The 23389-nt window shown below is 73.5% G+C and carries 22 protein-coding genes and 1 pseudogene; 13 read left to right on the top strand and 10 right to left on the bottom strand.

What is annotated here, in order from left to right; all coding sequences use genetic code 11:
• Nucleotides 1-214: 214 nt before the first annotated feature.
• From topA to CBP52_RS15505, 3 genes are all read right to left on the bottom strand, one after another.
• Nucleotides 215-2917, bottom strand: coding sequence for a type I DNA topoisomerase (gene topA, locus CBP52_RS15515; RefSeq protein WP_094181720.1), 2703 nt, complete (start codon nucleotides 2915-2917; stop codon nucleotides 215-217).
• Nucleotides 2918-2998: 81 nt separating this feature from the next.
• Nucleotides 2999-3913, bottom strand: coding sequence for a phosphatase PAP2 family protein (locus CBP52_RS15510; RefSeq protein ID WP_232514536.1), 915 nt, complete (start codon nucleotides 3911-3913; stop codon nucleotides 2999-3001).
• 105 nt (nucleotides 3914-4018) lie between these two features.
• The gene (locus CBP52_RS15505) at nucleotides 4019-4987 is read right to left on the bottom strand and encodes an IS481 family transposase (protein ID WP_157732448.1); all 969 of its coding nucleotides are present in this window, start codon (nucleotides 4985-4987) and stop codon (nucleotides 4019-4021) included.
• A 109-nt stretch (nucleotides 4988-5096) separates the two neighbouring features.
• Here CBP52_RS15505 and CBP52_RS15500 point away from each other — a divergent pair, with 109 nt between their 5' ends.
• Nucleotides 5097-5744, top strand: a complete 648-nt coding sequence (locus tag CBP52_RS15500) for a TetR/AcrR family transcriptional regulator (protein WP_094181718.1) — start codon at nucleotides 5097-5099, stop codon at nucleotides 5742-5744.
• Nucleotides 5745-5958: 214 nt separating this feature from the next.
• Nucleotides 5959-6252 (top strand): annotated as a pseudogene (locus CBP52_RS15495) (winged helix-turn-helix domain-containing protein); the annotation flags it as partial.
• A 48-nt stretch (nucleotides 6253-6300) separates the two neighbouring features.
• On the opposite strand, the gene CBP52_RS15490 reads toward CBP52_RS15495, so the two are convergent.
• Nucleotides 6301-7368, bottom strand: coding sequence for a hypothetical protein (locus CBP52_RS15490; protein WP_094181716.1), 1068 nt, complete (start codon nucleotides 7366-7368; stop codon nucleotides 6301-6303).
• A 122-nt stretch (nucleotides 7369-7490) separates the two neighbouring features.
• Here CBP52_RS15490 and radA point away from each other — a divergent pair, with 122 nt between their 5' ends.
• Entirely contained in the window at nucleotides 7491-8942 is a 1452-nt protein-coding gene (gene radA, locus CBP52_RS15485) for a DNA repair protein RadA (RefSeq protein WP_094181715.1), read from the top strand.
• 32 nt (nucleotides 8943-8974) lie between these two features.
• Entirely contained in the window at nucleotides 8975-10051 is a 1077-nt protein-coding gene (gene disA, locus CBP52_RS15480) for a DNA integrity scanning diadenylate cyclase DisA (protein WP_094181714.1), read from the top strand.
• Between the two features lie 64 nt (nucleotides 10052-10115).
• Here disA and CBP52_RS15475 read toward each other — a convergent pair whose 3' ends face one another.
• Together CBP52_RS15475 and CBP52_RS15470 are read right to left on the bottom strand one after the other, a co-directional pair.
• Nucleotides 10116-10460 carry a hypothetical protein gene (locus tag CBP52_RS15475; RefSeq protein ID WP_157732676.1) on the bottom strand — a complete coding sequence of 115 codons (345 nt, stop codon included), beginning with the start codon at nucleotides 10458-10460 and terminating at the stop codon, nucleotides 10116-10118.
• 114 nt (nucleotides 10461-10574) lie between these two features.
• Nucleotides 10575-11180 carry a hypothetical protein gene (locus CBP52_RS15470; protein WP_157732675.1) on the bottom strand — a complete coding sequence of 202 codons (606 nt, stop codon included), beginning with the start codon at nucleotides 11178-11180 and terminating at the stop codon, nucleotides 10575-10577.
• Between the two features lie 200 nt (nucleotides 11181-11380).
• Between CBP52_RS15470 and CBP52_RS15465 the strand changes: the two genes are divergently transcribed.
• On the top strand, nucleotides 11381-12325 hold the full coding sequence (locus tag CBP52_RS15465; protein WP_094182437.1) for an A/G-specific adenine glycosylase: 945 nt from the start codon (nucleotides 11381-11383) through the stop codon (nucleotides 12323-12325).
• A gap of 10 nt (nucleotides 12326-12335) precedes the next feature.
• Here CBP52_RS15465 and CBP52_RS15460 read toward each other — a convergent pair whose 3' ends face one another.
• Both CBP52_RS15460 and CBP52_RS15455 read right to left on the bottom strand, forming a co-directional pair.
• Nucleotides 12336-12857 carry an amino-acid N-acetyltransferase gene (locus CBP52_RS15460; RefSeq protein WP_094181711.1) on the bottom strand — a complete coding sequence of 174 codons (522 nt, stop codon included), beginning with the start codon at nucleotides 12855-12857 and terminating at the stop codon, nucleotides 12336-12338.
• Nucleotides 12858-12916: 59 nt separating this feature from the next.
• The gene (locus CBP52_RS15455; protein ID WP_094181710.1) at nucleotides 12917-13906 is read right to left on the bottom strand and encodes a sugar-binding transcriptional regulator; all 990 of its coding nucleotides are present in this window, start codon (nucleotides 13904-13906) and stop codon (nucleotides 12917-12919) included.
• A 148-nt stretch (nucleotides 13907-14054) separates the two neighbouring features.
• On the opposite strand from CBP52_RS15455, the gene CBP52_RS15450 reads away from it, so the two are divergent.
• The 5 genes from CBP52_RS15450 (at nucleotide 14055) to CBP52_RS15430 (ending at nucleotide 19010) form a co-directional block, all read left to right on the top strand.
• A complete protein-coding gene (locus CBP52_RS15450) occupies nucleotides 14055-15800 on the top strand; it encodes a glycerol-3-phosphate dehydrogenase/oxidase (RefSeq protein WP_094181709.1) in 1746 nt (581 codons plus the stop codon).
• Between the two features lie 94 nt (nucleotides 15801-15894).
• Nucleotides 15895-16626, top strand: coding sequence for an MIP/aquaporin family protein (locus tag CBP52_RS15445; RefSeq protein ID WP_232514535.1), 732 nt, complete (start codon nucleotides 15895-15897; stop codon nucleotides 16624-16626).
• A 47-nt stretch (nucleotides 16627-16673) separates the two neighbouring features.
• Complete coding sequence (gene glpK, locus CBP52_RS15440; protein WP_094181707.1) at nucleotides 16674-18197, top strand: glycerol kinase GlpK; 1524 nt, start codon at nucleotides 16674-16676, stop codon at nucleotides 18195-18197.
• A gap of 94 nt (nucleotides 18198-18291) precedes the next feature.
• Nucleotides 18292-18486, top strand: a complete 195-nt coding sequence (locus CBP52_RS15435; protein WP_094181706.1) for a hypothetical protein — start codon at nucleotides 18292-18294, stop codon at nucleotides 18484-18486.
• Between the two features lie 146 nt (nucleotides 18487-18632).
• Complete coding sequence (locus CBP52_RS15430) at nucleotides 18633-19010, top strand: hypothetical protein (protein WP_157732674.1); 378 nt, start codon at nucleotides 18633-18635, stop codon at nucleotides 19008-19010.
• Here the strand turns inward: CBP52_RS15430 and CBP52_RS15425 are convergent.
• The gene (locus CBP52_RS15425) at nucleotides 19007-20029 is read right to left on the bottom strand and encodes a glycoside hydrolase family 43 protein (protein WP_094181704.1); all 1023 of its coding nucleotides are present in this window, start codon (nucleotides 20027-20029) and stop codon (nucleotides 19007-19009) included. The two genes, CBP52_RS15430 and CBP52_RS15425, sit on opposite strands and share 4 nt — an antisense overlap.
• A gap of 123 nt (nucleotides 20030-20152) precedes the next feature.
• On the opposite strand from CBP52_RS15425, the gene CBP52_RS15420 reads away from it, so the two are divergent.
• Nucleotides 20153-20950, top strand: coding sequence for an exodeoxyribonuclease III (locus tag CBP52_RS15420; protein ID WP_094181703.1), 798 nt, complete (start codon nucleotides 20153-20155; stop codon nucleotides 20948-20950).
• A complete protein-coding gene (locus CBP52_RS15415) occupies nucleotides 20947-21579 on the top strand; it encodes a DUF4190 domain-containing protein (protein WP_094181702.1) in 633 nt (210 codons plus the stop codon). The genes CBP52_RS15420 and CBP52_RS15415 overlap by 4 nt, the downstream gene beginning before the upstream one ends.
• A gap of 4 nt (nucleotides 21580-21583) precedes the next feature.
• Here CBP52_RS15415 and CBP52_RS15410 read toward each other — a convergent pair whose 3' ends face one another.
• Nucleotides 21584-22627 carry a Gfo/Idh/MocA family protein gene (locus CBP52_RS15410; RefSeq protein ID WP_232514534.1) on the bottom strand — a complete coding sequence of 348 codons (1044 nt, stop codon included), beginning with the start codon at nucleotides 22625-22627 and terminating at the stop codon, nucleotides 21584-21586.
• 118 nt (nucleotides 22628-22745) lie between these two features.
• Between CBP52_RS15410 and CBP52_RS15405 the strand changes: the two genes are divergently transcribed.
• Nucleotides 22746-23372: a septum formation family protein gene (locus CBP52_RS15405; protein WP_094181700.1), complete on the top strand. Its 627-nt coding sequence runs from the start codon at nucleotides 22746-22748 to the stop codon at nucleotides 23370-23372.
• The last annotated feature ends 17 nt before the right edge of the window (nucleotides 23373-23389 follow it).

Here is a 23389-nt window from a genome sequence, read left to right as displayed (position 1 = left end):
CGGGCCCCCCGACCACACCCGACGCCGCCAGATCCGCCGACGTCAGCATGTCGTCGAATCCCGCGTACGGCTCGACCTCGTCGCCCGAGATCCGAAGGGTGACGAAGTCAGCCGTGGACGGCAGAGCCGTGGCATCGCTCGTGCAACCCGCAAGTGTGCCGACGGCCGAGGGACCCGACGGCGAGGGCGGCGACGGAGCGGAATCTCTGGTGTGTCACGACGACGACTTGGCGCTCGCCCTCGGCTTGGCGCGGCGAGCCGGGGCCTTCTTCTTGGCGGGGGCGGATGCGCGCTTGTCGGCGAGCAGCTGGACCGCCTGCTCGGGCGTGATCGACTCCGCGGTCACGTCCTTGGGCAGCGTCCGGTTGGTCACGCCGTCGGTCACGTACAGCCCGAACCGGCCGTCCTTCACGACGATCGGCTTGCCCGACGTCGGGTCGTCGCCCAGCTCGCGCAGCGGCGGCGTCGCGGTCGCGCCGCGCCCGCGCTTGGGCTGCGCGTAGATCGCGAGCGCCTCCTCGAGCGTCGTCGTGAACAGCGCCTCCTCCGACGCGAGCGTGCGCGAGTCCGTGCCCTTCTTCAGGTACGGGCCGTAGCGGCCGTTCTGCGCGGTGATCTCCGCGCCCGACTCGGGGTCCACGCCGACGACGCGCGGGAGCGAGAGGAGCTTGAGCGCGTCGTCGATCGTCACGGTGTCGAGCGACATCGACTTGAACAGCGACGCGGTGCGCGGCTTCGGCGCGGCGGCCAGGGCCTTCTTGCGTGCCGCGGCGGACAGGCCCGGGTCGAGCTCGGGCTCGGGCAGCAGCTCGGTGACGTACGGGCCGTAGCGGCCGTTCTTCGCGACGATCGTCGTGCCCGTCGTCGGGTCGGTACCGAGCACCTGGTCCCCCTCGGGCTCGCTGTCGAGCAGCGCACGCGCCCGCTCGACCGTGAGCTCGTCGGGCGCGAGGTCCTCGGGCACCGACGCGCGGCGGGGGTTGCCGTCCTCACCGAGCACCGACGGGTCCTCGAGGTACGGACCGTAGCGGCCCACGCGCAGCGTGATGCCCTCGCCGATGTCGATCGAGTTGACCTCGCGCGCGTCGATGTCGCCGAGGTTCGCGACGAGGTCGCGCAGGCCCTCACCCTCGTCGGAGTCGCCGAAGTAGAAGTGCGTGAGCCACGCGACGCGGTCCTTCTCGCCCGACGCGATCGCGTCGAGGTCCTCCTCCATCGAGGCGGTGAAGTCGTAGTCGACGAGCCGGTCGAAGTTCTCCTCGAGCAGGCGCGTCACCGCGAACGCCAGCCACGACGGCACGAGCGCCTGGCCGCGGCTCGTGACGTACCCGCGGTCGAGGATCGTCGAGATCGTCGCGGCGTACGTCGAGGGGCGGCCGATCCCGCGCTCCTCGAGCGCCTTGACGAGCGACGCCTCGGTGAAGCGGGGCGGCGGTGACGTGCGGTGCCCGTCCGCGGTGAGGTCACGGCCCGTGAGCGGGTCACCCTGCGCCATCTTCGGCAGGCGCGCGTCCTTCTCGTCGGCCGGCGCCGCGTCGTCGTCGTACCGCGAGACGTCGCGGCCCTCCTCGTACGCCGCGAGGAAGCCGCGGAACGTGATCACGGTGCCGGACGCGGAGAACACGGCGTCCCGCCCGTCGGCCGCGACGGCGCCGAGGCGCACGGACGCGGTCTGCCCGCGCGCGTCCGCCATCTGCGAGGCGACCGTGCGCTTCCAGATCAGCTCGTACAGCTTGAACTGGTCGCCCGAGAGCTCGCGCGCGACCTGCGCCGGCGTGCGGAAGTGGTCGCCCGCGGGGCGGATCGCCTCGTGCGCCTCCTGCGCGCCCTTCGCCTTGGAGGCGTACACGCGCGGCGCGTCGGGGACGTACTCCGCGCCGTACAGCTCGGCCGCCTGACGCCGCGCGGCGGAGATCGCCTGCGTCGACAGCACGGGCGAGTCGGTACGCATGTACGTGATGTAGCCGTTCTCGTACAGCGTCTGCGCGGTGCGCATGGTCTGCCGCGAGGACATCCGCAGCTTGCGCGACGCCTCCTGCTGCAGCGTGGACGTGGTGAACGGCGCCGCCGGCCGGCGCGTGTAGGGCTTCGTCTCGAGGCTGCGGACCTCGAACGCCGCACCGTCGAGCGCGGCGACGAGCGACGTCGCGGCGGCCTCGTCGAGCTGCACCGCGTCCGTCTTGAGCACGCCGCGGTCGGTGAAGTCACGGCCCGAGGCCACACGCGAGCCGTCGAGAGCCGTGAGCCGCGCCTGGAAGGCGGGCTCGTCGTCGTCGGCCACCGCGAACGTGCCCGTGAGGTCCCAGTAGTCCGCCGGGACGAACGCCATGCGCTCGCGCTCGCGCTCGACGACGAGCCGCGTCGCGACCGACTGCACGCGGCCCGCGGACAGGCCCTGACGGACCTTGCGCCACAGCACCGGGCTGACCTCGTAGCCGTACAGGCGGTCGAGGATGCGGCGGGTCTCCTGCGCGTCGACGAGGCGGTCGTCGAGCTCGCGCGTGTTCTCCAGCGCCCGCGTGATCGCCTCGCGCGTGATCTCGTGGAACACCATGCGCTTGACCGGCACCTTGGGCTTGAGCTCGGCCAGCAGGTGCCACGCGATGGCCTCGCCCTCGCGGTCCTCATCGGTCGCGAGGTAGAGCTCGTCGGACTCCTTGAGGAGCTTCTTCAGCTCCGCGACCTTCTTCTTCTTGTCGGAGTCGACCACGTAGTAGGGCTGGAAGCCGTTCTCGACGTCGACCGCGAACTTCCCGAAGGGGCCCTTCTTCATCTCGGCCGGCAGCTCCGAGGGCTGCGGCAGGTCACGGATGTGCCCGACGCTCGCCTCGACGTCGAAGTCGTCGCCCAGGTACCCCGCGATCGTGCGGGCCTTGGCGGGCGACTCGACGATGACGAGCTTGCGCCCTGCCGACATGCGTGCCTCTTCCTGTCTGACGGCCCGCACCGGCTGAGTGCCGCGCGTGGCTCGTACGTCTGGGGACTCTACGACGACCCGTCAAGCGCTTCGCAACCGGCGTCCCGCGGCATGGCGCAGCGCGAGCGCGGTCGCGAACGTCGCGGCGCACGCCGCGACCGTGCCGAGCACACCGCCGCCGTACGCCCACAGCAGCTCCGAGCGCGTGCCCGCACCCGGGACCGCCTGCCACGTCCGTGCGAGCGCGGCCACCGCACCCGCCCCGGCCAGGAGCGCCACGGTCCACAGCGCGCCGAGCGTGCCGCCCTGCAGCCGCGGGGTCGGCGGCGGGCCGTCGACGTCCGGCCCGGGCCGCGGCGGCCACGACGCCGTGAGCGCGCACGTCGCCGCCGTCCACGCGAGCACGACGAGCACCGCCGCCAGCACGTCCGACGGCCGGTGCCACTGCCCGACGAGCGTCGAGACCCCGGTCGCCGCGGCGTACGCCGCACCGACCGCCGCGACGAGCGGGCGCATCCGCGCCGGCACGACGAGCAGCAGGACGACCGCGATGCTCGTCGCAGCCGTGGTGTGCCCGCTGGGCAGGGTGTTCTCGGCGCTGCCCGTGCCCACGCCGTGGTCGGGGCGCGGCAGCACCAGGTACTTGAGCACCTGCGTCGTGAGGTTCGCACCCCCCATGACGAGCGCGACCTGCACCGCGAGCTCCCGGCGCCGCCGCACCACCGCGATGCCCACCGCCACGACCAGCACGACCGCGATAGCAGAGACGGACACGACGTCGAGCACCCGCTCGGCCATCCGCCACAGCTCCGTCTGCCCGTACACCGCGCCCTCGACCGCGGCGGCGTCGACCAGCTGCCCCTGCTCGGTGTCGACGAACACCGCCCACAGCCCCAGGACGCCCGCGAGGCTCACGACGCTCACCGCGAGGCACGCCGCGACGACCGCGCCGCGGCGGGTGCGCGCAGGCGTCGTCGGGGTCGTCGTGGTCGTCACGCCGTCCACGCTAGGCCACCGCGCCGTGCGGGCGACGAGCCCTCCACGACGTGACCACCGCGTGCGCACGGACCGCGCACGTGACCGCCTAGGTGTACTCGGCCATCACGTTGGTGACAGTCGGGTGACGGGGGCGGCGCCGACGGCGTGGTGGTGACGTTCAGTGTTGTACTCGTTGAGCCAGGTGGTGAAGGCGGTGGTTCGCTGGTCGTTCGAGGTCCATGGATGCCGGTAGGCCCATTCGCTGGCGAGGGTGCGGTTGAATCGTTCGACCTTGCCGTTCTGCCAGGGGCAGTGGGCCTTGATGAACCAGTGCGCGGTCTGGTGCGCGGCGAGCACCGCAGCGACCTCGTGGGCGTGTGCGTAGGACCAGTGGTTGTCGGTGAGGACGGCTCTGACGGGTGTGCCCAGCGCGGCGAAGTGGGTCAGGGCACGGTCGATGAAGCCCGCGCAGGTCGCGCCTTTCTCGTCCGGCAGGATCTCGGCGTAGGCGACTCGTGAGTAGTCGTCCACGGCGGCGTGGACGTAGTCATAGCCGATCAGCGGGCGCTTCTTCTTCGCGGCCTGGGTGCCGGCTCGCCCATGCGCTCTCCACCCACCGCCTTGCGGGATCCGCCCGACCTTCTTGACGTCGACGTGCACGAGGTCACCCGGGTGCGCGTGCTCGTAGCGGACCGCGGTCACCTTCGACGCCCGGATCGGCTCACCGCTGATCGGGTCGCACTGCCACAGGTAGGGCACGTGGGCGCGGCGCAGGATCCGCGAGACGGTCCGCGCCGGCACTCCGGTCGCCCGCGCGAGCTCGTCCGGACCGCGCCGCAACCGCTCACGCGCAGCGAGCACGAGTGCGACCCGCTCAGGGCTGGTCACCGCCGGTGACCGTCGCGGACGCGAGGACCGGTCCTGCAGACCGGCACGGCCCTGCGCATCGAAACGAGCCACCCACCGATGCGCGCACTGGCGCGAGACACCCAGCTCGCGGGCGACATGAGCGACCGGGCGCCCCTGCACCCGCACCCGCTGCACCAACAACCATCTCCCATGCGGCGTCAGCCGCGCATTAGCGTGAACCACGAGGGCCTCCGGATCGTGAAGACGAGACATCTCCACTACGCCGGAGGCCCTCGCCCACGTCAACGCCCTGTCACCAACGTGATGGCCGAGTACACCTAGGGTGGCCGCCATGGACGACGAGGCGGCGGCCCCGGCGCCGGGGGCCAGGCGACCGCGGCGGGTGGCGACCGAGGCGCGGCGTGCGCAGATCGTCCGCGCGGCCGCCCGGACGTTCGGCACCAAGGGGTACCGCACCGGCTCGCTCGCGGACGTCGCCGAGCAGGTGGGCATCACGCACGCGGGCGTGCTGCACCACTTCGGCACCAAGGAGCAGCTGCTCGTCGAGGTGCTGCAGCTGCGCGACGAGCAGGGCGTCGCCGACCTCGAGGGGCAGCACATCCCCGGCGGCATCGAGCTGTTCCACCACCTGGTGCGCACCGCGCGCGCCAACGCGGAGCGCCGCGGCATCGTGCAGGGCTACACCGTGCTGACCGGCGAGTCCGTGACCGAGGACCACCCCGCGCGCGCCTGGGTGACCGAACGGTTCACCACGCTGCGCGGCGACGTCGCGGCCGCGGTGCGCGAGGTCGGCGGGCCGGACGTGTCCGACGACGACGCGCGGCGCGCCGCGAGCGCGGTCATCGCGCTGATGGACGGCCTGCAGGTGCAGTGGCTGCTCGACGAGGACGCGGTCGACCTCGCGGAGGCCACGCGCGTCGGCATCGAGGCGGTCCTGCGCGCCGCCTGCCCGTCGGCGGACATCCCCCACCTGGGCTGACGACGGCCGACCCGCGCCGCGAGGTCGAGCATGGCTCGCCGGGTCGTGCATCTCTCGCCAGGTCGCGCGTTCTTCCGCACGACTCAGCGAGGAACGCACGACCTCGCGGGGGCGGGGGGCCGTTCTCAGCGGTTTCACAGGGAGGGCTCAGGTGGGGTCCAGGGGCGGTCGGCACCGTGGGCGCATGACAGCGACCACGACGGACCAGCGCACCCTCGTCGTCGGCGACCTCGAGCTCGACGAGGTCAGCGGCGAGGTCACGCGCGCCGGCGACCCCATCCACCTCACGCCCACCGAGCGCGCCCTGCTCACCTACTTCATGCGCAACCCGCGCCGCGTGCTGTCCAAGCGGATGATCCTGGACCGCGTGTGGCGCGACGACCGCGGCGGTGCCGACGGGGTCGTCGAGCTGTACGTCAGCTACCTGCGGCGCAAGATCGACCGAGGGCGCGCGCCGATGCTGCACACGCAGCGCGGCATCGGCTACGTGCTGCGCCCGCCGCTGTGACCAGGCGCGGGTGACCGTCGCCGCGGCGAGGTCGACCCCCGCCGCGCATCAGACCGGGAACGCCCGGTAGAAGTCGAGGACGTCGGCGACGGGACCCTCCGCACGGAACACCGCCGTGCGGTTGTACCAGACCACGACCCCCGTGCCGTCGCCGAGGTCGACCGCGGTGTAGGTGCCGACGATCGCGTCGTCGCCCACCCGGACCGCGTCCGACTGCGGAAGCGTGTCGTCGGACGACTGCGCGGGCGCGGGCTTCGCGGGCAGCGACGCGTCGTCACCGGACTGCGCGCCGTCGCCCTGCTCGGTGCCGTTCTGCTCGGTGCCGTTCTGCTCGGTGCCGTTCTGTTCGGTGCCGCTCGGCACGGTGCCCGCCTGGTCGCCCTGCGCGGTGTCGGTCGGCAGCTCGGCGGTGAGCGACTCGGCGAACGCCTTGGCCTCCGCGTTGCTCGCCCACTGGCCGGACTGCACGGTGAACGTGCCGCTCGCGCCGTCGGTGAACTGCTCCGACCAGGCCTCGAGCGCACCGGCGTCGGTCCACGTGTCGTCGACGCCCGACGACGCGAGCGCGTACTGCAGCACGGACGCGGGGAGCACCTGGGCGAACGGCGTGTCCGCCTCCCGCGCGACGGGGTCGACCGCGGGCGTCGGGGAGGGCAGGCGGATCGTCGTGGCCGCCACGGGGGTGGCGGAGTCGCCCGACCGGTTCGCCAGGACGATGCCCGTGACGACACCGCCGACGACGAGCACGCCCGCACCGATCGCGACGGGCAGGAGCCACCGCGGACGCCGACCACCCGCGGCCGTGGCGTCGCCCGTGGGCGGCTCACCGGCCGCGGTGCCGGCGGGTGCCGGCTGCGACGCGTGCGCCGGGGTGCGGGGCGCGGCGTGCTGCGGGGGGTGCGACGCGCCTGACCCGGCCCCGGGGGTCGCGGCACCGCTCTGACCGGTGGCGAACGCGGCGTGCGCGCCGCCGCCGACCCGCGGCGTGACCGTCGGCTCGGCGGGTGGGGGCGTGGTGCCGCGGGTGGGCAGCACGCGCGGCTGGTACGGCGTGCCGCCGGGCGTCGTCGGGCCCGCGGGGGTCGTCGGGTCCTGCGGTGCGCCGCTGTCGCTCATGGGTCCCCCTCGTTGGCTCCGTGCGGACCTGCGCAGCCTACCCAGCGTCGCGGGTGGGGGTCCGCGAGCCCGCGCGGCGCGGACACGCTCGTGTCGCACCGCTGCCGCACGGGGTGCGGGGGATGTCGGAGGCGGCGGCTAGCGTGCGCGCCGTGGCGACGAAGAGCGGACGGTCCTCGGCTTCCCGGACCCCGGGGTTCCGGTGCACCGAGTGCGGGTGGACGACGACGAAGTGGGTCGGCCGGTGCGGCGAGTGCCAGTCGTGGGGCTCGGTGGTCGAGGAGGCGGGCCCGGGCGGCGGTGCGCCGCGGACCGCGGCCGCTCCCCCGTCGCGTGGTCCCGCGCGGCCGATCGACGAGATCCCGGCCGAGAGCGCGCAGGCGCGCCCGACGGGCGTCGACGAGCTGGACCGCGTGCTCGGCGGCGGGCTCGTGCCCGGTGCGGTGGTGCTGCTGGCGGGCGAGCCGGGGGTGGGCAAGTCGACGCTGCTGCTGGACGTCGCGGCGCGCGCCGCGCGGGGCGGCCGGCGCGTGCTGTACGTGACGGGCGAGGAGTCCACCGCGCAGGTGCGGCTGCGCGCGGGCCGGATCCGCGCGCTCGACCCGGCCCTGCTGCTGGCGGACGAGACGGACCTGGCGAGCGTGCTCGGTCACGTCGAGCAGTCCGACCCGGACCTGCTGGTCCTGGACTCGGTGCAGACCATCGCGTCGGCGCAGGTCGAGGGCTCGGCAGGCGGTGTCGCACAGGTGCGTGAGGTGAGCTCGGCGCTCATCCAGGCCGCGAAGTCGCGGGACATGCCGGTGGTGCTCGTCGGGCACGTGACCAAGGACGGGTCGGTGGCGGGGCCGCGCACGCTCGAGCACCTCGTCGACGTGGTGTGCCAGTTCGAAGGTGACCGGCACTCGCGGCTGCGCCTGCTGCGCGCCACGAAGAACCGCTACGGGCCGACGGACGAGGTCGGCTGCTTCGACCTGTCGGAGTCGGGCATCGTCGGGCTGCCGGACCCGTCGGGGCTGTTCGTGTCGCAGGCGCTGCACGCGGTGCCGGGCACGTGCCTGACCGTGACGCTCGAGGGCCGCCGCCCGCTCGCGGTCGAGGTGCAGGCGCTCGTCGCTCCCTCTGCCGCCCCGAACCCGCGGCGCACGACCAGCGGGGTCGACTCGGCGCGGCTCGCGATGGTGCTCGCGGTGCTGCAGCGCCGGCTCGGTGCGCGCCTCGCGGACCAGGACGTCTACGTCTCGACGGTCGGCGGCGCGCGGGTGGTCGAGCCCGCGGGCGACCTCGCGCTCGCGCTCGCCGCGATCGGCTCGCGGGAGGACGTGGCGCTGCCGCGCGGGCTCGTCGCGCTCGGCGAGGTCGGCCTCGCGGGCGAGATCCGGGCCGTCCCGGGGATCGGCCGACGCCTCGCCGAGGCGGCCCGGCTGGGCTTCCGGCGCGCGCTCGTGCCCGCGTCGTCGGTGGACGACCTGGTGCCGCCCGAGGGGGTGCACGTGCTCGGCGCGACGGACCTGGCGCACGCCGTCCAGCTCGTCATGACGGCCGCTTCACCCGCCCAGCCGGCGCCGGTTGCCTGAGCGTCCCGGGAGGCATCGTTACCATCAGTCGCGTGGCTGCCACGCACTCCCCCGACGACCTGCTGCGCTCGACCCTCGCAGCGGTCGCGCCGGGCAGCGCCCTGCGCGACGGTCTCGAGCGGATCCTGCGGGGCCGCACGGGCGCGCTGATCGTCTGCGGCTTCGACCGCACGGTCGAGAGCATCTGCTCGGGCGGGTTCGTGCTGGACGTGGAGTTCTCGGCGACCCGGCTGCGCGAGCTGTGCAAGATGGACGGCGCGGTGGTGGTCGACCGGGACATCAGCAAGATCCTGCGCGCCGCGGTCCAGCTGCTGCCGGACGTGACGATCGAGACGTCCGAGTCGGGCACCCGTCACCGCACCGCGGAGCGCGTCGCGAAGCAGACCGGCCTGCCCGTGATCTCGGTCTCCGCGTCGATGCGGATCATCGCGCTCTACGTGGGCAACCAGCGGTACGTGCTCGAGGACTCGACCACGATCCTGTCCCGCGCGAACCAGGCGCTCGCCACGCTCGAGCGGTACAAGACCCGCCTCGACGAGGTGTCGGGCACGCTCTCGGCGCTCGAGATCGAGGACCTGGTGACGGTCCGCGACGTCTCGGCGGTGGTGCAGCGCCTGGAGATGGTGCGCCGCATCTCCGACGAGATCGAGAGCTACGTGGTCGAGCTCGGCACCGACGGCCGGCTGCTCGCGCTGCAGCACGACGAGCTCGTCGGGACGATCGGCTCGGACCGCGAGCTCGTGATCCGCGACTACCTCGACGCGTCGCGCAACGACCTGGACACCGTGCTGCAGTCGCTCGCGGTGCTCGACTCGACGGAGCTGCTCGACATCGCGCGGATCGCCCGCGTGCTGGGCCTGCCCGGCGGCGGCGACGCGCTCGACGCGGCGGTCGGCCCGCGCGGGTACCGCCTGCTGTCGCGCGTCCCGCGGCTGCCGAACACGATCGTCGACCGGCTGGTGTCGCACTTCGGCGGCCTGCAGAAGCTGCTCGCGGCGGGCATCGACGACCTCATGGCCGTCGACGGCGTGGGCGAGCAGCGGGCTCGCGCGGTGCGCGAGGGCCTGTCCCGGCTCGCCGAGTCGAGCATCCTCGAACGCTACGTCTGACGCTCGCGCTCCGTCCGACCGCCCCGGCGAGCGACATCCTTCAGCGCAGACGTCTGCGGGACCGCTACGTCGCAGGACGCTCCTGCGCGGCGGCCTCGTCGTCGCGGCGCACGGCGGGTGCCGTCGGCTCGTCGTAGCCGAGCCGCCCACGCCGGACGACGAGCACGCCGAGGACGACGGACAGCACGATCACGACGAACGTCTGGCGGTCCTGGCGGGCGTCCTGGCACGCGGCGTCCCGGTCGGACACCGGGCTGCCGTCGACGTGCACGGTGTCGGCGAGCTCGAACCCGATCGACCGGCACTCCACCCGCTCGCCGCCCTCCGTGCGGAAGCCGGGCGGCGTGAGCAGCAGGAACCCGAGCACGCCGAGGACCACGAGGGTCCAGCCCCACTGACGCCACGTCATGCGCACTCCCTGTCACGATCCGGTCCGTCGGACGCTTCGGACCCCTTGGCGATCCGGGCGAGCCGTACCGTACCGGACCCCGGGCACCCGACGCCGGGCTCGGACCCGACGGCATCACCGCAGGTCGAAGACCGCCTTGGCGACGACCTCGTCGTCGATGAGCAGGCGTGCGGTGTACGTGCCGGGGCGCGGGGCGGGCTGGCCGGGCGTGCAGCCCTTGACGGACCGCACGCGCGGCCAGCGGTAGGTCTCCTTGCTCGGCTCGTCGGGCCCGAGCAGCAGCGGGCGGCTCTCGGCGTCGCGCCCGCAGTGCCAGGACGCCCACACCGTGTCGTCGCCCGAGACGACGCTCACACGACGCATGCCGTCACCCGCGTCGACGAGGCACGGCTCGTCGCCGGTGTTGGTGTAGGTGATGCGGAACGAGGGCCGCTCCGTGCCCTCGTAGGCGGTCTTGGTGGCGTCGAACCCGACGTCGAGGTCGGCGACGCGGCAGACCGGGACGCCGGCGGCGCGCGCGGCGGCCTCGACGGGTGAGAGCGTGGGTGCGGCGTCGGGGGTGGTCGCGGCGGCCTTCGGGGTGCGCGAGGTCGGCGCGGCGGGCGTGCCGTCGTCGGGGCGCGTCACGGCCCGCACGACGAGCACGGCGGCGACGACGAGCGCGGCGACGACCGCGAGCGCGACCAGCCGCCGCACGACGTACACCCGGCGGGGCAACACGGGCCGCGGCCCTCCGGCCCGTGGGCGTCCCGTTCTCGGCTCCGCCACGTGCGCCCCTCCCGTCGTCCTGCCCGTCGACCTGTCCGTCGACATCCCCGTCGTCGGTGTCCGACGACGTCGGGGCCCACGGTACGAGCCGCGCCGGGGTGCACGCGCGCTGCGCGGTCGGGCGCGCCGCCGATCGTTGGCAGGATGCGGGGGTGAGCCTCGTCCCGCCCGCCTCCGGGCCCGCACCGGCACCCGCACCGGCGCCGGCACCGGTCGACCTCGTCGGGCCGGTCGTGGACTGGTTCGACGAGCACGCGCGGGACCTGCCGTGGCGCGCGCCGGACCGCACGCCGTGGGGTGTGCTGGTCAGCGAGGTCATGCTGCAGCAGACGCCCGTGGTGCGGGTGGAGCCGGCGTGGCGCGCGTGGCTGGGGCGGTGGCCGACGCCCGCGGACCTGGCGACGGCGCCGACGGCGGACGTGCTGCGTGCGTGGGACCGGCTCGGGTACCCGCGCCGGGCGCTGCGCCTGCAGGAGTGCGCGCGGGTGCTCGTGGAGCGGCACGGCGGGCGGGTCCCGGACGACGAGGACGCGCTGCTGGCGCTGCCGGGGGTCGGGGCGTACACGGCGGCGGCGGTGCGCGCGTTCGCGTTCGGGCGGCGCGCGGTGGTGCTCGACACGAACGTGCGACGGGTCCTGGCGCGAGCGGTGGACGGTGCGGCGCTGCCGGCGCCGACGCAGACCCGCGCGGAGGTGGAGCGGGCGCGGGCGCTGGTCCCGGCGCAGGACGCGCCCGCGGCGCGGTGGGCGGCGGCGAGCATGGAGCTCGGGGCGCTGGTGTGCACGGCGCGCTCGCCGCGCTGCGGGCAGTGCCCGCTCGTCTCGTCGTGCGCGTGGGTGGCGGGGGGGCGGCCGGGCGACGTGCACGCGCACCGGCGGCGCACGCAGGCGTGGCACGGCACGGACCGCCAGGTCCGCGGCCGGGTGATGGCGCTGCTGCGCGGGTCGCCCGTGCCGGTACCGCGGCACGTGCTCGACGAGGCGTGGCCGGCGACGCCGCAGCGGGCCCGTGCGCTCGCGGGGCTGCTGGCGGACGGCCTCGTCGTGGAGGTGGCGGCGGGCGAGGACGAGCCGCCGGTGTACGCGCTGCCGGGCTGACGCGTGGGGGTCAGAGCTCGACGAGCATGCGCGTGTTCCCCAGGGTGTTGGGCTTGACCCGCGCGAGGTCGAGGAACTCGGCGACGCCGTCGTCGTGCGAGCGCAGCAGCTCGGCGTAGACCTCGGCGTCGACCGCCTGGCCCTCGATGGCGTGGAACCCGTGCTGGGTGAAGAACTCGACCTCGAACGTGAGGCAGAACAGGTGCCGCAGCCCGAGCGCGCGGGCGCGGTCCATGAGCGCGGTGAGCAGCGCGTGCCCGACGCGTCGGCCGCGGAAGGACCGGTCGACCGCGAGCGTGCGGACCTCGGCGAGGTGCTCCCACATGACGTGCAGCGCGCCGCACCCGACGACCTGCCCGGCGGTCGCGTCCTCGTCGGACTCCGCGACCAGGAACTCCTGCACGGACTCGTAGTAGCCGACCCACTCCTTGGCCAGCAGGATGCGCTCCTGCGCGTAGGGCTGGACGAGCCCTCGGATCGCGCGCACGTCGGCGGGCAGTGCTGGACGGACGTGCACGGGCGCTGCGGTCACGGGTCCAACCTAGGTGCCGCCCGTGCCGGTGCGGTGCGGGTGTCCGGTTCCGCGCGTCGTCAGCCGCGCGTGCGGGTGCGGCGCGCGGGGGCGGGCTCGGCGGCGTCGAGCAGGCCGACAGCGGTCGTCTCGTCGACGACGAGGTCGGTGACGACACCCGCGCGCAGGGCTGCGAGCAGCGGCGCGACCTTGTTGTCGCCGGCGACGACGCACACGCGCCGCGGGAGGCGCTGGAGCTCGGTGGGGGTGGGTCCGGTGGCGCGGGCGTTGAGCGGGACGTCCTCCCAGGACCCGTCGGCGCGCAGGAAGACGGTGCACACGTCGCCGACGACGCCTTCGTCGTGCAGGACGCGCACGTCCGCGTCGTCGAGGTACCCGGCGGAGTACACGTGGGAGGGCACGGCGCCGGCGACGGCCCCGACGGAGAACACCGCGATGTCCGCACGTCGTTGCATGTCGAGCACGCGCCGCACGGAGCGTTCGCGCCACATGGCGGCCTTGGTGTCGGAGAAGTCGAAGAACGCGGGGACCGAGAAATGGTGCACGGCGGCCGCGAACGCGGTACCGAACGACGAGATGAGGTCGCTCGCGTAGTCGACGCCGGACGTGCGCATGTTCGCGGCGCCGTTGAGCTGCACCACGGCGGACCCGCGGGTGGGTTTGGGCACGAGGTAGCGGGACACGGACGCGAGGGTGGTCCCCCAGGCGACGCCCAGCACCATGTCGGAGTCGAACCACGAGGTCAGGAGCTTGGCGGCGGTCATGGACACCTGGTCGAGCCGCTCGATGTGGGACGACGAGTCGGGGACGGGCACGACGTACGCGTCGATGCCGAACGCGGCGGACAGCGACCGGCCGAGGCCGGGGGCGCGCGTGCTCGCCGGGCGCAGGGTGATCTCGACGAGGCCGGTCTCCCGCGCGCGCTTGATGAGCCGGGACACCGTGGACCGGGAGGTGCCCAGGTGCCGCGCGATGACCTCCATCTTCAGGTCCTGGAGGTAGTACATCGACGCGGCGCGCAGCACGTCCTGCTCGCGGTCCAGCTCCATCGCTCCCCCTCACGACGGCGGGCGCGGCCCAGGGTGCACGTATGTGCACTCCGGTTGCGCATTCGTTCTGGTCGTGATGACCATAGCGAGCGCCGCCGGATCGGGCGACAGGGACGACGACGGACGAGCACCACCAGGAGGACGTGCGATGAGGACCGCTGCACTGACGGCCCAGGCACGGCAGGACGCACTGACGAGGTTGCGCGAGTCCGCGCGGCAGGGCGACGAGCTCGACGTCCTCGTCGTCGGCGGCGGCGTCACGGGCGCGGGCATCGCGCTCGACGCGGTCACCCGCGGGCTGTCCACCGCGATCGTCGAGGCGCAGGACTGGGCGAGCGGCACGTCGAGCCGCTCGAGCAAGCTGGTGCACGGCGGCCTGCGCTACCTGCAGATGCTCGACTTCCACCTGGTGCGCGAGGCGCTCACCGAGCGCGACCTGCTGATCCAGCGGATCGCGCCCCACCTGGTCAAGCCGGTCTCGTTCCTGTACCCGCTGGAGAACCGGGTGTGGGAGCGCGCGTACGTCGGTGCGGGCGTCGCGCTGTACGACACGCTCGCCACCGTCTCGGGCTCACGCCGCGCGATGCCGATCCACCGGCACCTGACGCGCAAGGGCATGGAGCGCCTGTTCCCCGACCTGCGCCACGACGCGGCGATCGGCGCGGTCCGGTACTGGGACGCGAGCGTGGACGACGCCCGCCTGGTCTCGACGCTGGTCCGCACGGCCGTGAGCTACGGCGCGCACGCCGCGAGCCGCACGCAGATCCTCGACCTGCAGACGACGACGGGCGGCGCGGTCACGGGCGCGGTCGTCGAGGACCTCGAGACGGGCGAGCGCATCGACGTGCGCGCCCGCCACGTCATCAACGCGACGGGCGTGTGGACCGAGCAGACGGAGTCGCTCGCCGGCTCCGAAGGCGGGCTGCGCGTGCTGGCGTCGAAGGGCATCCACATCGTCGTGCCGCGCTCGCGGATCGCGGGCGACACGGGACTGATCCTGCAGACCGAGAAGTCGGTCCTGTTCATCATCCCGTGGTCGCGGTACTGGGTGATCGGCACGACCGACACCCCGTGGGAGCAGGAGCTCACGCACCCGGTCGCGACGAGCGCCGACATCGACTACGTCATCGAGCACGCGAACGCGGTGCTCGCCCGGCCGCTCACGCGCGACGACGTGATCGGCACGTGGGCCGGCCTGCGGCCGCTGCTGCAGCCCGGTACCAAGGAGGGCACGTCGTCGGCCAAGGTGTCGCGCGAGCACACCGTGGCCTCCCCCACGCCGGGCCTGACGGTCATCGCGGGCGGCAAGCTCACGACGTACCGCGTCATGGCGAAGGACGCCGTGGACTTCGCGATCGGCTCGCGCGCGACGACGTTGCCGTCGCTCACGCACGACCTGCCGCTCGTGGGCGCGGAGGGCCTGCCGGTCGTCCAGCGCCAGTCGCGTGCGATCGCCCGGCGGTACGGCTGGGACCGCCCGCGCATGGACCACCTGCTGCACCGGTACGGCTCGCTGCTGGGCGAGCTGACGGACCTGTGCGACGAGCGCCCCGAGCTCGCCCAGCCGCTCACGCACGCACCGGCGTACATCGGCGCGGAGGTCGTGTACGCCGCGAGCCACGAGGGCGCGCTGCACCTCGACGACGTGCTCATGCACCGCACGCGCCTCAACTACGAGCAGGCGGACAAGGGGGTGAGCGCGCTCGAGGAGATCGCCGCGCTCGTCGCGCCGGTGCTCGGCTGGGACGACGCGACGACGCGCCGCGAGGTCGAGGCGTACCGCGCGCGCGCCGAGGCCGAGGACGCCGCGGCGCAGGAGACCGACGACGCGTCGGCTCAGAAGGTGCGCCTGCGCGCGCTGGACCTGGCCCCGATGCGACCGCTGGAGTCCTGAGCCCCACCCCCCGAACGCCCGCGCCCCCCGGCGCGGGAGCACGTGACAACGAAGTCCCGTCTCCGAGAAGTGAGGACCCATGGACGTCTCGCTCATGCAAGTGTTCGTCTCCGAGGTCGTCGGCACGACCCTGCTGCTCCTGCTCGGTGCGGGGGTCGTCGCCAACGTGATCCTCCCGGGTACCAAAGGCTTCGGTGGCGGCTGGCTGCTCATCAACTTCGGATGGGGCCTCGCCGTCTTCGCCGGTGTGTACGCGGCGTTCCTGTCCGGCGCGCACCTGAACTTCGCGGTGACGATCGGTCTGCTGGCCAACGGCGCCGACGAGTACGCGCCCGGGGTCGCCGTCACGGCGGCGTCCACGTTCGTGTACCTCGCGGCGGAGATGCTCGGCGCGTTCCTCGGTGCCGTGCTTGCGTTCCTCGCGTACAAGAAGCACTTCGACGAGGAGGCGGACCCGGGCACCAAGCTCGCGGTGTTCTCCACGGGCCCGGCCGTGCGCAGCTACGGCTGGAACTTCGTGACCGAGGCGATCGGCACGTTCGTGCTCGTCTACGTCATCCTCATGTTCGCGAAGAACCCGGCGAACCTCGGCCCGCTCCCGGTCGCGCTGCTCGTCGTCGGGATCGGCGCGAGCCTCGGTGGCCCCACGGGCTACGCGATCAACCCGAACCGTGACCTCGGCCCGCGCATCGCGCACGCACTGCTGCCCATCAAGGGCAAGGGCTCGAGCGACTGGGGGTACGCGTGGGTCCCGGTCCTCGGCCCGATCGTCGGCGGTGCGATCGCCGGCCTGCTCGCGCAGTGGACGCTCGACTACCTGGGCTGACCGCGCACGTCACCCATCCCCCACTCACGACGAGGTGAAGGAAGCTGATGTCTGACACGAAGTACGTCATGGCGATCGACCAGGGCACGACGAGCACGCGCGCGATCATCTTCGACCACAAGGCGCAGATCATCGCGACCGGGCAGAAGGAGCACGAGCAGATCTTCCCGAGGGCGGGCTGGGTCGAGCACGACGCGACCGAGATCTGGGTCAACACCCGCGAGGTCGTCGGGCAGGCGCTCGGCCGGGCGAGCCTGCAGAACTCCGACATCGAGGCCGTCGGCATCACCAACCAGCGCGAGACCGCGGTCGTCTGGGACAAGCGCACGGGTGAGCCGGTCTACCACGCGATCGTCTGGCAGGACACGCGCACGCAGAAGATCTGCGACGAGCTCGGCGCTGCGGGGGGCGGCGCGGAGCGGTACAAGGACCGGGTGGGTCTGCCGCTGGCGACCTACTTCTCGGGCCCGAAGATCCGCTGGATCCTCGACAACGTCGAGGGTGCGCGCGAGAAGGCCGAGGCGGGCCACCTGGCGTTCGGCAACACCGACTCGTGGGTGCTGTGGAACATGACGGGCGGGCCGGACGGCGGCGTGCACGTCACCGACGTGACGAACGCGTCGCGGACCATGCTCATGAACCTCGACTCGCTCACGTGGAACGAGGAGATCGCGGGCGAGATGGGCATCCCGATGTCCATGCTGCCCGAGATCCGCTCGTCGTCCGAGGTCTACGGCGAGGGCCGCGCGAAGGGCCTGCTCGCGGGCGTGCCGATCGCCGGCATCCTCGGTGACCAGCAGGCCGCGACGTTCGGGCAGGCGTGCTTCGAGGTCGGGCACGCGAAGAACACGTACGGCACCGGCAACTTCATGCTCATCAACACCGGGACCGAGATCGTGCCGAGCAAGAACGGCCTGCTCACCACGGTCTGCTACAAGATCGGCGACGCCGACGCGGTGTACGCGCTCGAGGGCTCGATCGCCGTCACCGGGTCCCTGGTCCAGTGGCTGCGCGACAACCTCGGGATCATCTCGTCGGCGCCCGAGATCGAGCAGCTCGCGGCGAGCGTCGAGGACAACGGCGGCGCGTACTTCGTGCCCGCGTTCTCGGGGCTGTTCGCGCCGTACTGGCGGTCCGACGCGCGCGGTGCGCTCGTCGGGCTCACGCGGTTCGTCAACAAGGGGCACATCGCGCGCGCGGCCCTCGAGGCCACGGCGTTCCAGACGCGCGAGGTCCTCGACGCCATGAACGCCGACTCGGGCGTGGACCTCACCGAGCTCAAGGTCGACGGCGGCATGATCGCCAACGAGGCGCTCATGCAGTTCCAGGCCGACATCCTCGGCGTGGACGTGGTGCGGCCCAAGATCGCCGAGACCACCGCGCTGGGCGCCGCGTACGCGGCGGGCATCGCCGTCGGCTACTGGAGCGGCGAGCAGGACGTCATCGACAACTGGGCCGAGGACAAGCGCTGGACCCCGCAGATGGACACCGACGAGCGCGACCGGCAGTACCGGCTGTGGAAGAAGGCCGTCACGAAGACGTTCGACTGGGTCGACGACGACGTGCGGTAGTCCCGCTCGAGGGGCAGGCAGGAGGGCCGGGACGGGCGTCGTCCCGGCCCTCCGTCATGTCCCGCGCGTCCACTCCTCGAAATGAGACAGCCACGTGAGCGTCGCGGCGGGCGTGCTCGTGGCGCTCGAGGACGCACCCGCCGCCCCCTCGCCGGTCCCGGCCACCACCCCGACCCCGGCGCTCGCCGTCACGGGCACCTCGGCCGGACGGGTCCTGACGCTCGGCGCGGGCCTGCTCCTGGTGGGCGGCCTCGTCGTGGCGCTCGCCTCGCGGCGTCGGCGGGTCTGACCACGCGGACGAAGGCCGCCCCGGTTCCTCCCCGGGGCGGCCTTCGTCATCTCACCCGGTCGAGCCCGGGTTACGGGCCCACGAGGTTCCGCCGCGCACTACGGTCGGCGCAGGCGGACGTGCCGCCGGCGGTCACGGAGGTCATGATGAGGTCGAGCCAGTGGAAGCCGTCCGCGGGGACCGTCCTGTGGGGCGTCGTCATCCTGATCTTCGGGGTCGTCATCTACCTGGCCGGCCAGCAGCAGAACCTGCGGTCGATCGTGCTCGACGGCTACGACACCAGCGCGGGGGTGCCGACGATGGTGCTCGGCGCGATCATCGGGCTCATCGGCCTCGTCACGCTGCTCATCGGCGTGTGGCAGGCCGTGACGAACATCGACCTCGCGAGCATGATGGCCGCGCGCGTGCTCTTCGACCAGGAGCAGGCCAAGAAGGCGGCCGAGGCCGCGTCCGCCGAGACGCCCGCCGACGCCGACAGCAGCGCCGACGCGACGGACGAGCAGCCGGCCGACGCCGAGGTCTAGCGGCGGACCGTCGCGAAGGTGCCGTCGGGGCGCAGGTCCAGGCGGGCCATGCGGACCGTGCGCAGGTGGTCACGACCCGAGCGCTCGGCGTCGTGGTACAGCAGGTACCACGCGCCGTTCCACTCGACGATCGAGCCGTGCGTCGTCCAGCCGATCACCGGGTCGAGCAGCACGCCCCGGTACGTGAACGGCCCGTACGGCGAGTCCCCCGTGGCGTGGACGAGCTGGTGGGAGTCGCCGTTCGAGTACATGAAGACGTACGTGTCACCGACCTTGCTGATCCACGCACCCTCGAAGAACCGGTTCGGGTCGCGTGACGTGAGCGCACGGCCCTCGTCGTCCACGAGGACGAGCGGGCGCGTCGGCTCGGCGAGGGACAGCAGGTCGTCGGACAGCCGGGCGATGCGGGGGGCGAGCGCGGGCTCGTCGAGCCCGGGGTACGCGTCGACGCCGGTGTAGACGTCGTCGCGCCAGCGCTGCAGCTGCCCGCCGAGGATGCCGCCGGTGACCAGGTACGACGAGCCGTCGTCGTCGGTGAAGACCGCGGGGTCGATGCTGTACGCGCCGGGGATCGGCTCGGGCTGCGCGGTGAACGGGCCCGCGGGGTGCTCGGCCGTGGCGACGCCGATGCGGAACACGCCGTCGCGGTCCTTGGCGGGGAAGTACAGGTAGTACGTGTCGCCGCGGCGCGCGGCGTCGGGCGCCCACAGCTGGCGCGCGGCCCACGGGACCTGCTCGAGCGTCAGTGCGACACCGTGGTCGACGACCTCGCCGTCGAGGGAGTCGAGGGACAGCACGTGGTAGTCGCGCATGTCGTAGTGGCTGCCGTGGTCGTCGGCGGTCGCACCCGTGTCCTCGTCGTGCGAGGGGTAGATCCACAGCGTGCCGTCCCACACGTGCCCCGACGGGTCGGCGGTCCAGATGCTGTCGATGAGCGGGCCCGGGGGCGCGTCCGGCACGACCTGCGCGAAGGCTCCTGCGGCGGCGTGCGCGACAGTGTCGGCGGCTCGAACGTGCATGTGGACCCGTCCTTTCGAGGATGCTGCCGAAACTCTACAGGCGGACTATCGGTCCGGCGCCAGGCCTTCGGTCCTCCGGACCGCGCGGCACCCGCGGCGCACCCGCCCGGTAGCCTGCGCGGCATGCGCGTCGCCACCTGGAACATCAACTCGATCCGTGCCCGCACCGAGCGGGCGGTGGCGTTCCTCGAGCGGTCCGGCGTCGACGTCCTCGCGCTGCAGGAGACCAAGTGCAAGGACGAGCAGTTCCCGCACGAGGCGTTCGAGGCGCTCGGGTACGAGGTCGCGCACGTCGGGTACAGCCAGTGGAACGGCGTCGCCGTCGTCTCGCGGGTCGGCATCGACGACGTCGAGATCGGCTTCCCCGGCATGCCGACGTGGGGCGAGCCCGCCGCGGCCGAGGCGCGCGCGATCGGCGTGACGGCCGGCGGCGTGCGCGTGTGGAGCCTCTACGTCCCGAACGGGCGCGCGATCGACGACCCGCACTACGTCTACAAGCTCGACTGGCTCGCGCACCTGCGGGACGCCGCCGCGGGCTGGCTCGCGGCCGACCCCGGCGCGCAGGTCGCGCTCGTCGGCGACTGGAACATCGCGCCGCTCGACACCGACGTGTGGGACCCCGCGTGGTTCGCGGGCCGCACGCACGTCACGCCCGCCGAGCGCGACGCGTTCGCCGCGATCGCGCAGGCGGGGTACACCGAGGTGTCGCGCGTGCACCTGCCCGCCGAGCACACCTACACGTACTGGGACTACCAGCAGCTGCGCTTCCCCAAGAACAAGGGCATGCGCATCGACCTCACCTACGCCTCGCCCGCGCTCGCGGCGCGGGTCACCGGCGCGACGATCGTGCGCGACGAGCGCAAGGGCAAGGGCGCTTCGGACCACGTACCGGTGGTCCTGGACCTCACGGAGGACGCATGAGCGAGCAGCCCTACCCGCCCGCGCACTACGCGCCCTCGTGGGCGCCCACCGCGCGTCCGCCGCTCGAAGGTTTCGCCGTCGCCGCGCTCGTCTCCGCGCTGCTGTTCTGGCTCTGGCCCACGCTGGGTGTGCTCGGCGTGGCGTTCGGCATCACCGCGCTGCGGACCATGCGCACCAAGGGCACGCGTGGGCGCGGGCTCGCGGTCGCGGGCATCGTCGTCGGCGCGGTCGGCGCACTGCTCGCGTTCGCCGCGACCGTCGCGGTCGTCGTGGTCCTCGAGCGCCAGTCACCCCTGTCGACCGACGTCAGCGAGCCGGTCACCACGACCGTCAACCGCCTGGACGCCGGCCACTGCGTGCGCGACCTGCCCGCCGACGGCCCGGTGAGCGAGGTCGTCGTCGTCCCGTGCGCCGACGCGCACGAGGCCGAGGTGCGCGCACGCGTCACGGTGAGCGGCCAGTCCGCATGGCCGGGCCAGGACACGGTGGACGCGCGCGTCGAGCAGGCGTGCCTGGCCGCCGAGCACTACTCGCGCACCGGTGAGCCGCTCGACGTGGTCTGGGCACCGGACGAGCACGGCTGGGAGGCCGGAGACCGCGTGGGCCTGTGCGTGCAGCGGACGCGCTGACGCGTCACTCGCCCGGGTAGACGACCCCGAGCCGGCGGCGCACCTCGTCGGCGGTCTCCAGCACCGTGAGCACCTCGTCGAGCGGGTGCAGCGGTGACTCGGTACGTCCCTGCGCCACGTAGCGCGCGAGCGCCGCGGCCTGGAAGCACAGCCCGTCGAGCTCCTCGACGCGGTTGTCGTCCCACGTCGCCGACTCGTCGCCCACGTGCAGCGTCACGCTCGACGGCCCACGGAACCGCGGCCCGGTGGTGACCCAGCCCGCCTCACCGTGCACGCGCGCCTCGTCGTCGGCAGGCGTCAGCATCGACGTGAACAGCTGCGCCTGGAGCCCGGGGTACGCGACCTGCAGCGCGACCTGCTCGTCGACGCCCGTGCGCGTGAGCGAGCCCATGACCTGCAGGTCCGTGGGCGTCGCGGGCAGGCCCACGGTCGTCGCGACGAACGACGCGAACGACAGCGGGTAGATGCCGATGTCGAGCAGCACGCCGCCCGCGAGCGCCGGGTCCATCAGCCGGTGCGTGTCGGGCACGACCGTGCGGGTCGCGAACGAGCCCGTGACCCAGCGCGGCTGACCGATCGTCCCGGTCTCCAGCACCTGGCGCAGCACGTCGACGTGCGGGAGGTACCGCGTCCACATGGCCTCCATCGCGAGGACGCCGGCCGCACGCGCCGCGTCGACGATCAGGCGCGCCTCGGCCGCGTTGCGGGCCAGCGGCTTCTCGACGAGCACGTGCTTGCCGGCCGCGATCGCCGCGAGCGCCTGGTCCGGATGGTGGCTGTGCGGGCTCGCGACGTACACGACGTCGACCTGCGGGTCGTCAACGAGCGCGTCGTACGACGCGTGCACCCGCTCGACCCCGTGCTCGTCGGCGAACGCCTGCCCGCGGGCGGCGTCCCGGCTCGCGACCGCCACCACGCGCTGGCCCGTGTGCCGGTGCAGCGAGGCGACGAAGTGCCCCGCGATCCACCCCGGGGCGACCACGCCCCAGCGCAGGCTCGGCGCGTCGGACGGGTCGGGGAACCGGGGCTCGGGCAGCAGCAGCGTCACGCGCACACTGTGGCACGCTCCCGACGAGGTCGGGTGCGGCCGCCACCGGCGTGCCGTGCGGTGCGCCCTGTGGAGAACTCTGAACGGCCCGGTCGTCACGTCGCTACGGTCCTGCGTCATGCTCACAGACCGGACCCCGTCGCCGAACGGCCCGACCACCGACCTCGCCGATCCGCAGGCGCGACGCCTCCGCCGCGTGCGCACCCGGCTGATCCTCGTCGTCGCCCTCGCGGTCGCCGCTCCCGTCCTGGTGGGCCTCGCGCTGCTCCCGACGCTCGGCAGGCTCGGGCAGCTCGACGACCAGCTGTCCGCGCTGCCGTCCCCGCCCGCCGGCACCGCCGAGGAGGCGTTCACGCTGCCTCTCGGGTTGTCGCCCGGGACCTGCTACGCGGAGCTTCCCGGCGCCGACGACATGTCCGACCTGCACGAGGTCGACTGCGCGCGGCCGCACCTCACGGAGCTGAGCGCCACTGTCGCCCTGACCGAGCCGTTCGACGAGTCCGACTGGACCGAGCTCGCCGAGATCGAGGCGGCGTGCATGCACGCGAACGACGCGTTCGGCACCGCACCCGGTGAGCAGGCGACCAGACCAGAGAGCTACCGCCACTTCATCGCGTGGCCCCACAGCAGCCAGTGGGACGACGAGGGCGGACGCGTCGCCTACTGCTTCTACGTCTCCCGGCCCGGTCCGACGACGGGCTCGCTCGTCGCCGGCACCTCCGAGCTCCTCCCCGGCCGGGTGTGACGCCCACACCCGGCACG

Source organism: Cellulomonas sp. PSBB021 (genome assembly GCF_002240455.1).
GTDB lineage: Bacteria > Actinomycetota > Actinomycetes > Actinomycetales > Cellulomonadaceae > Cellulomonas > Cellulomonas uda.
The sequence above is the reverse complement of the archived record's forward strand: the minus strand, read 5'-3'. Positions and strand labels throughout refer to the sequence as shown.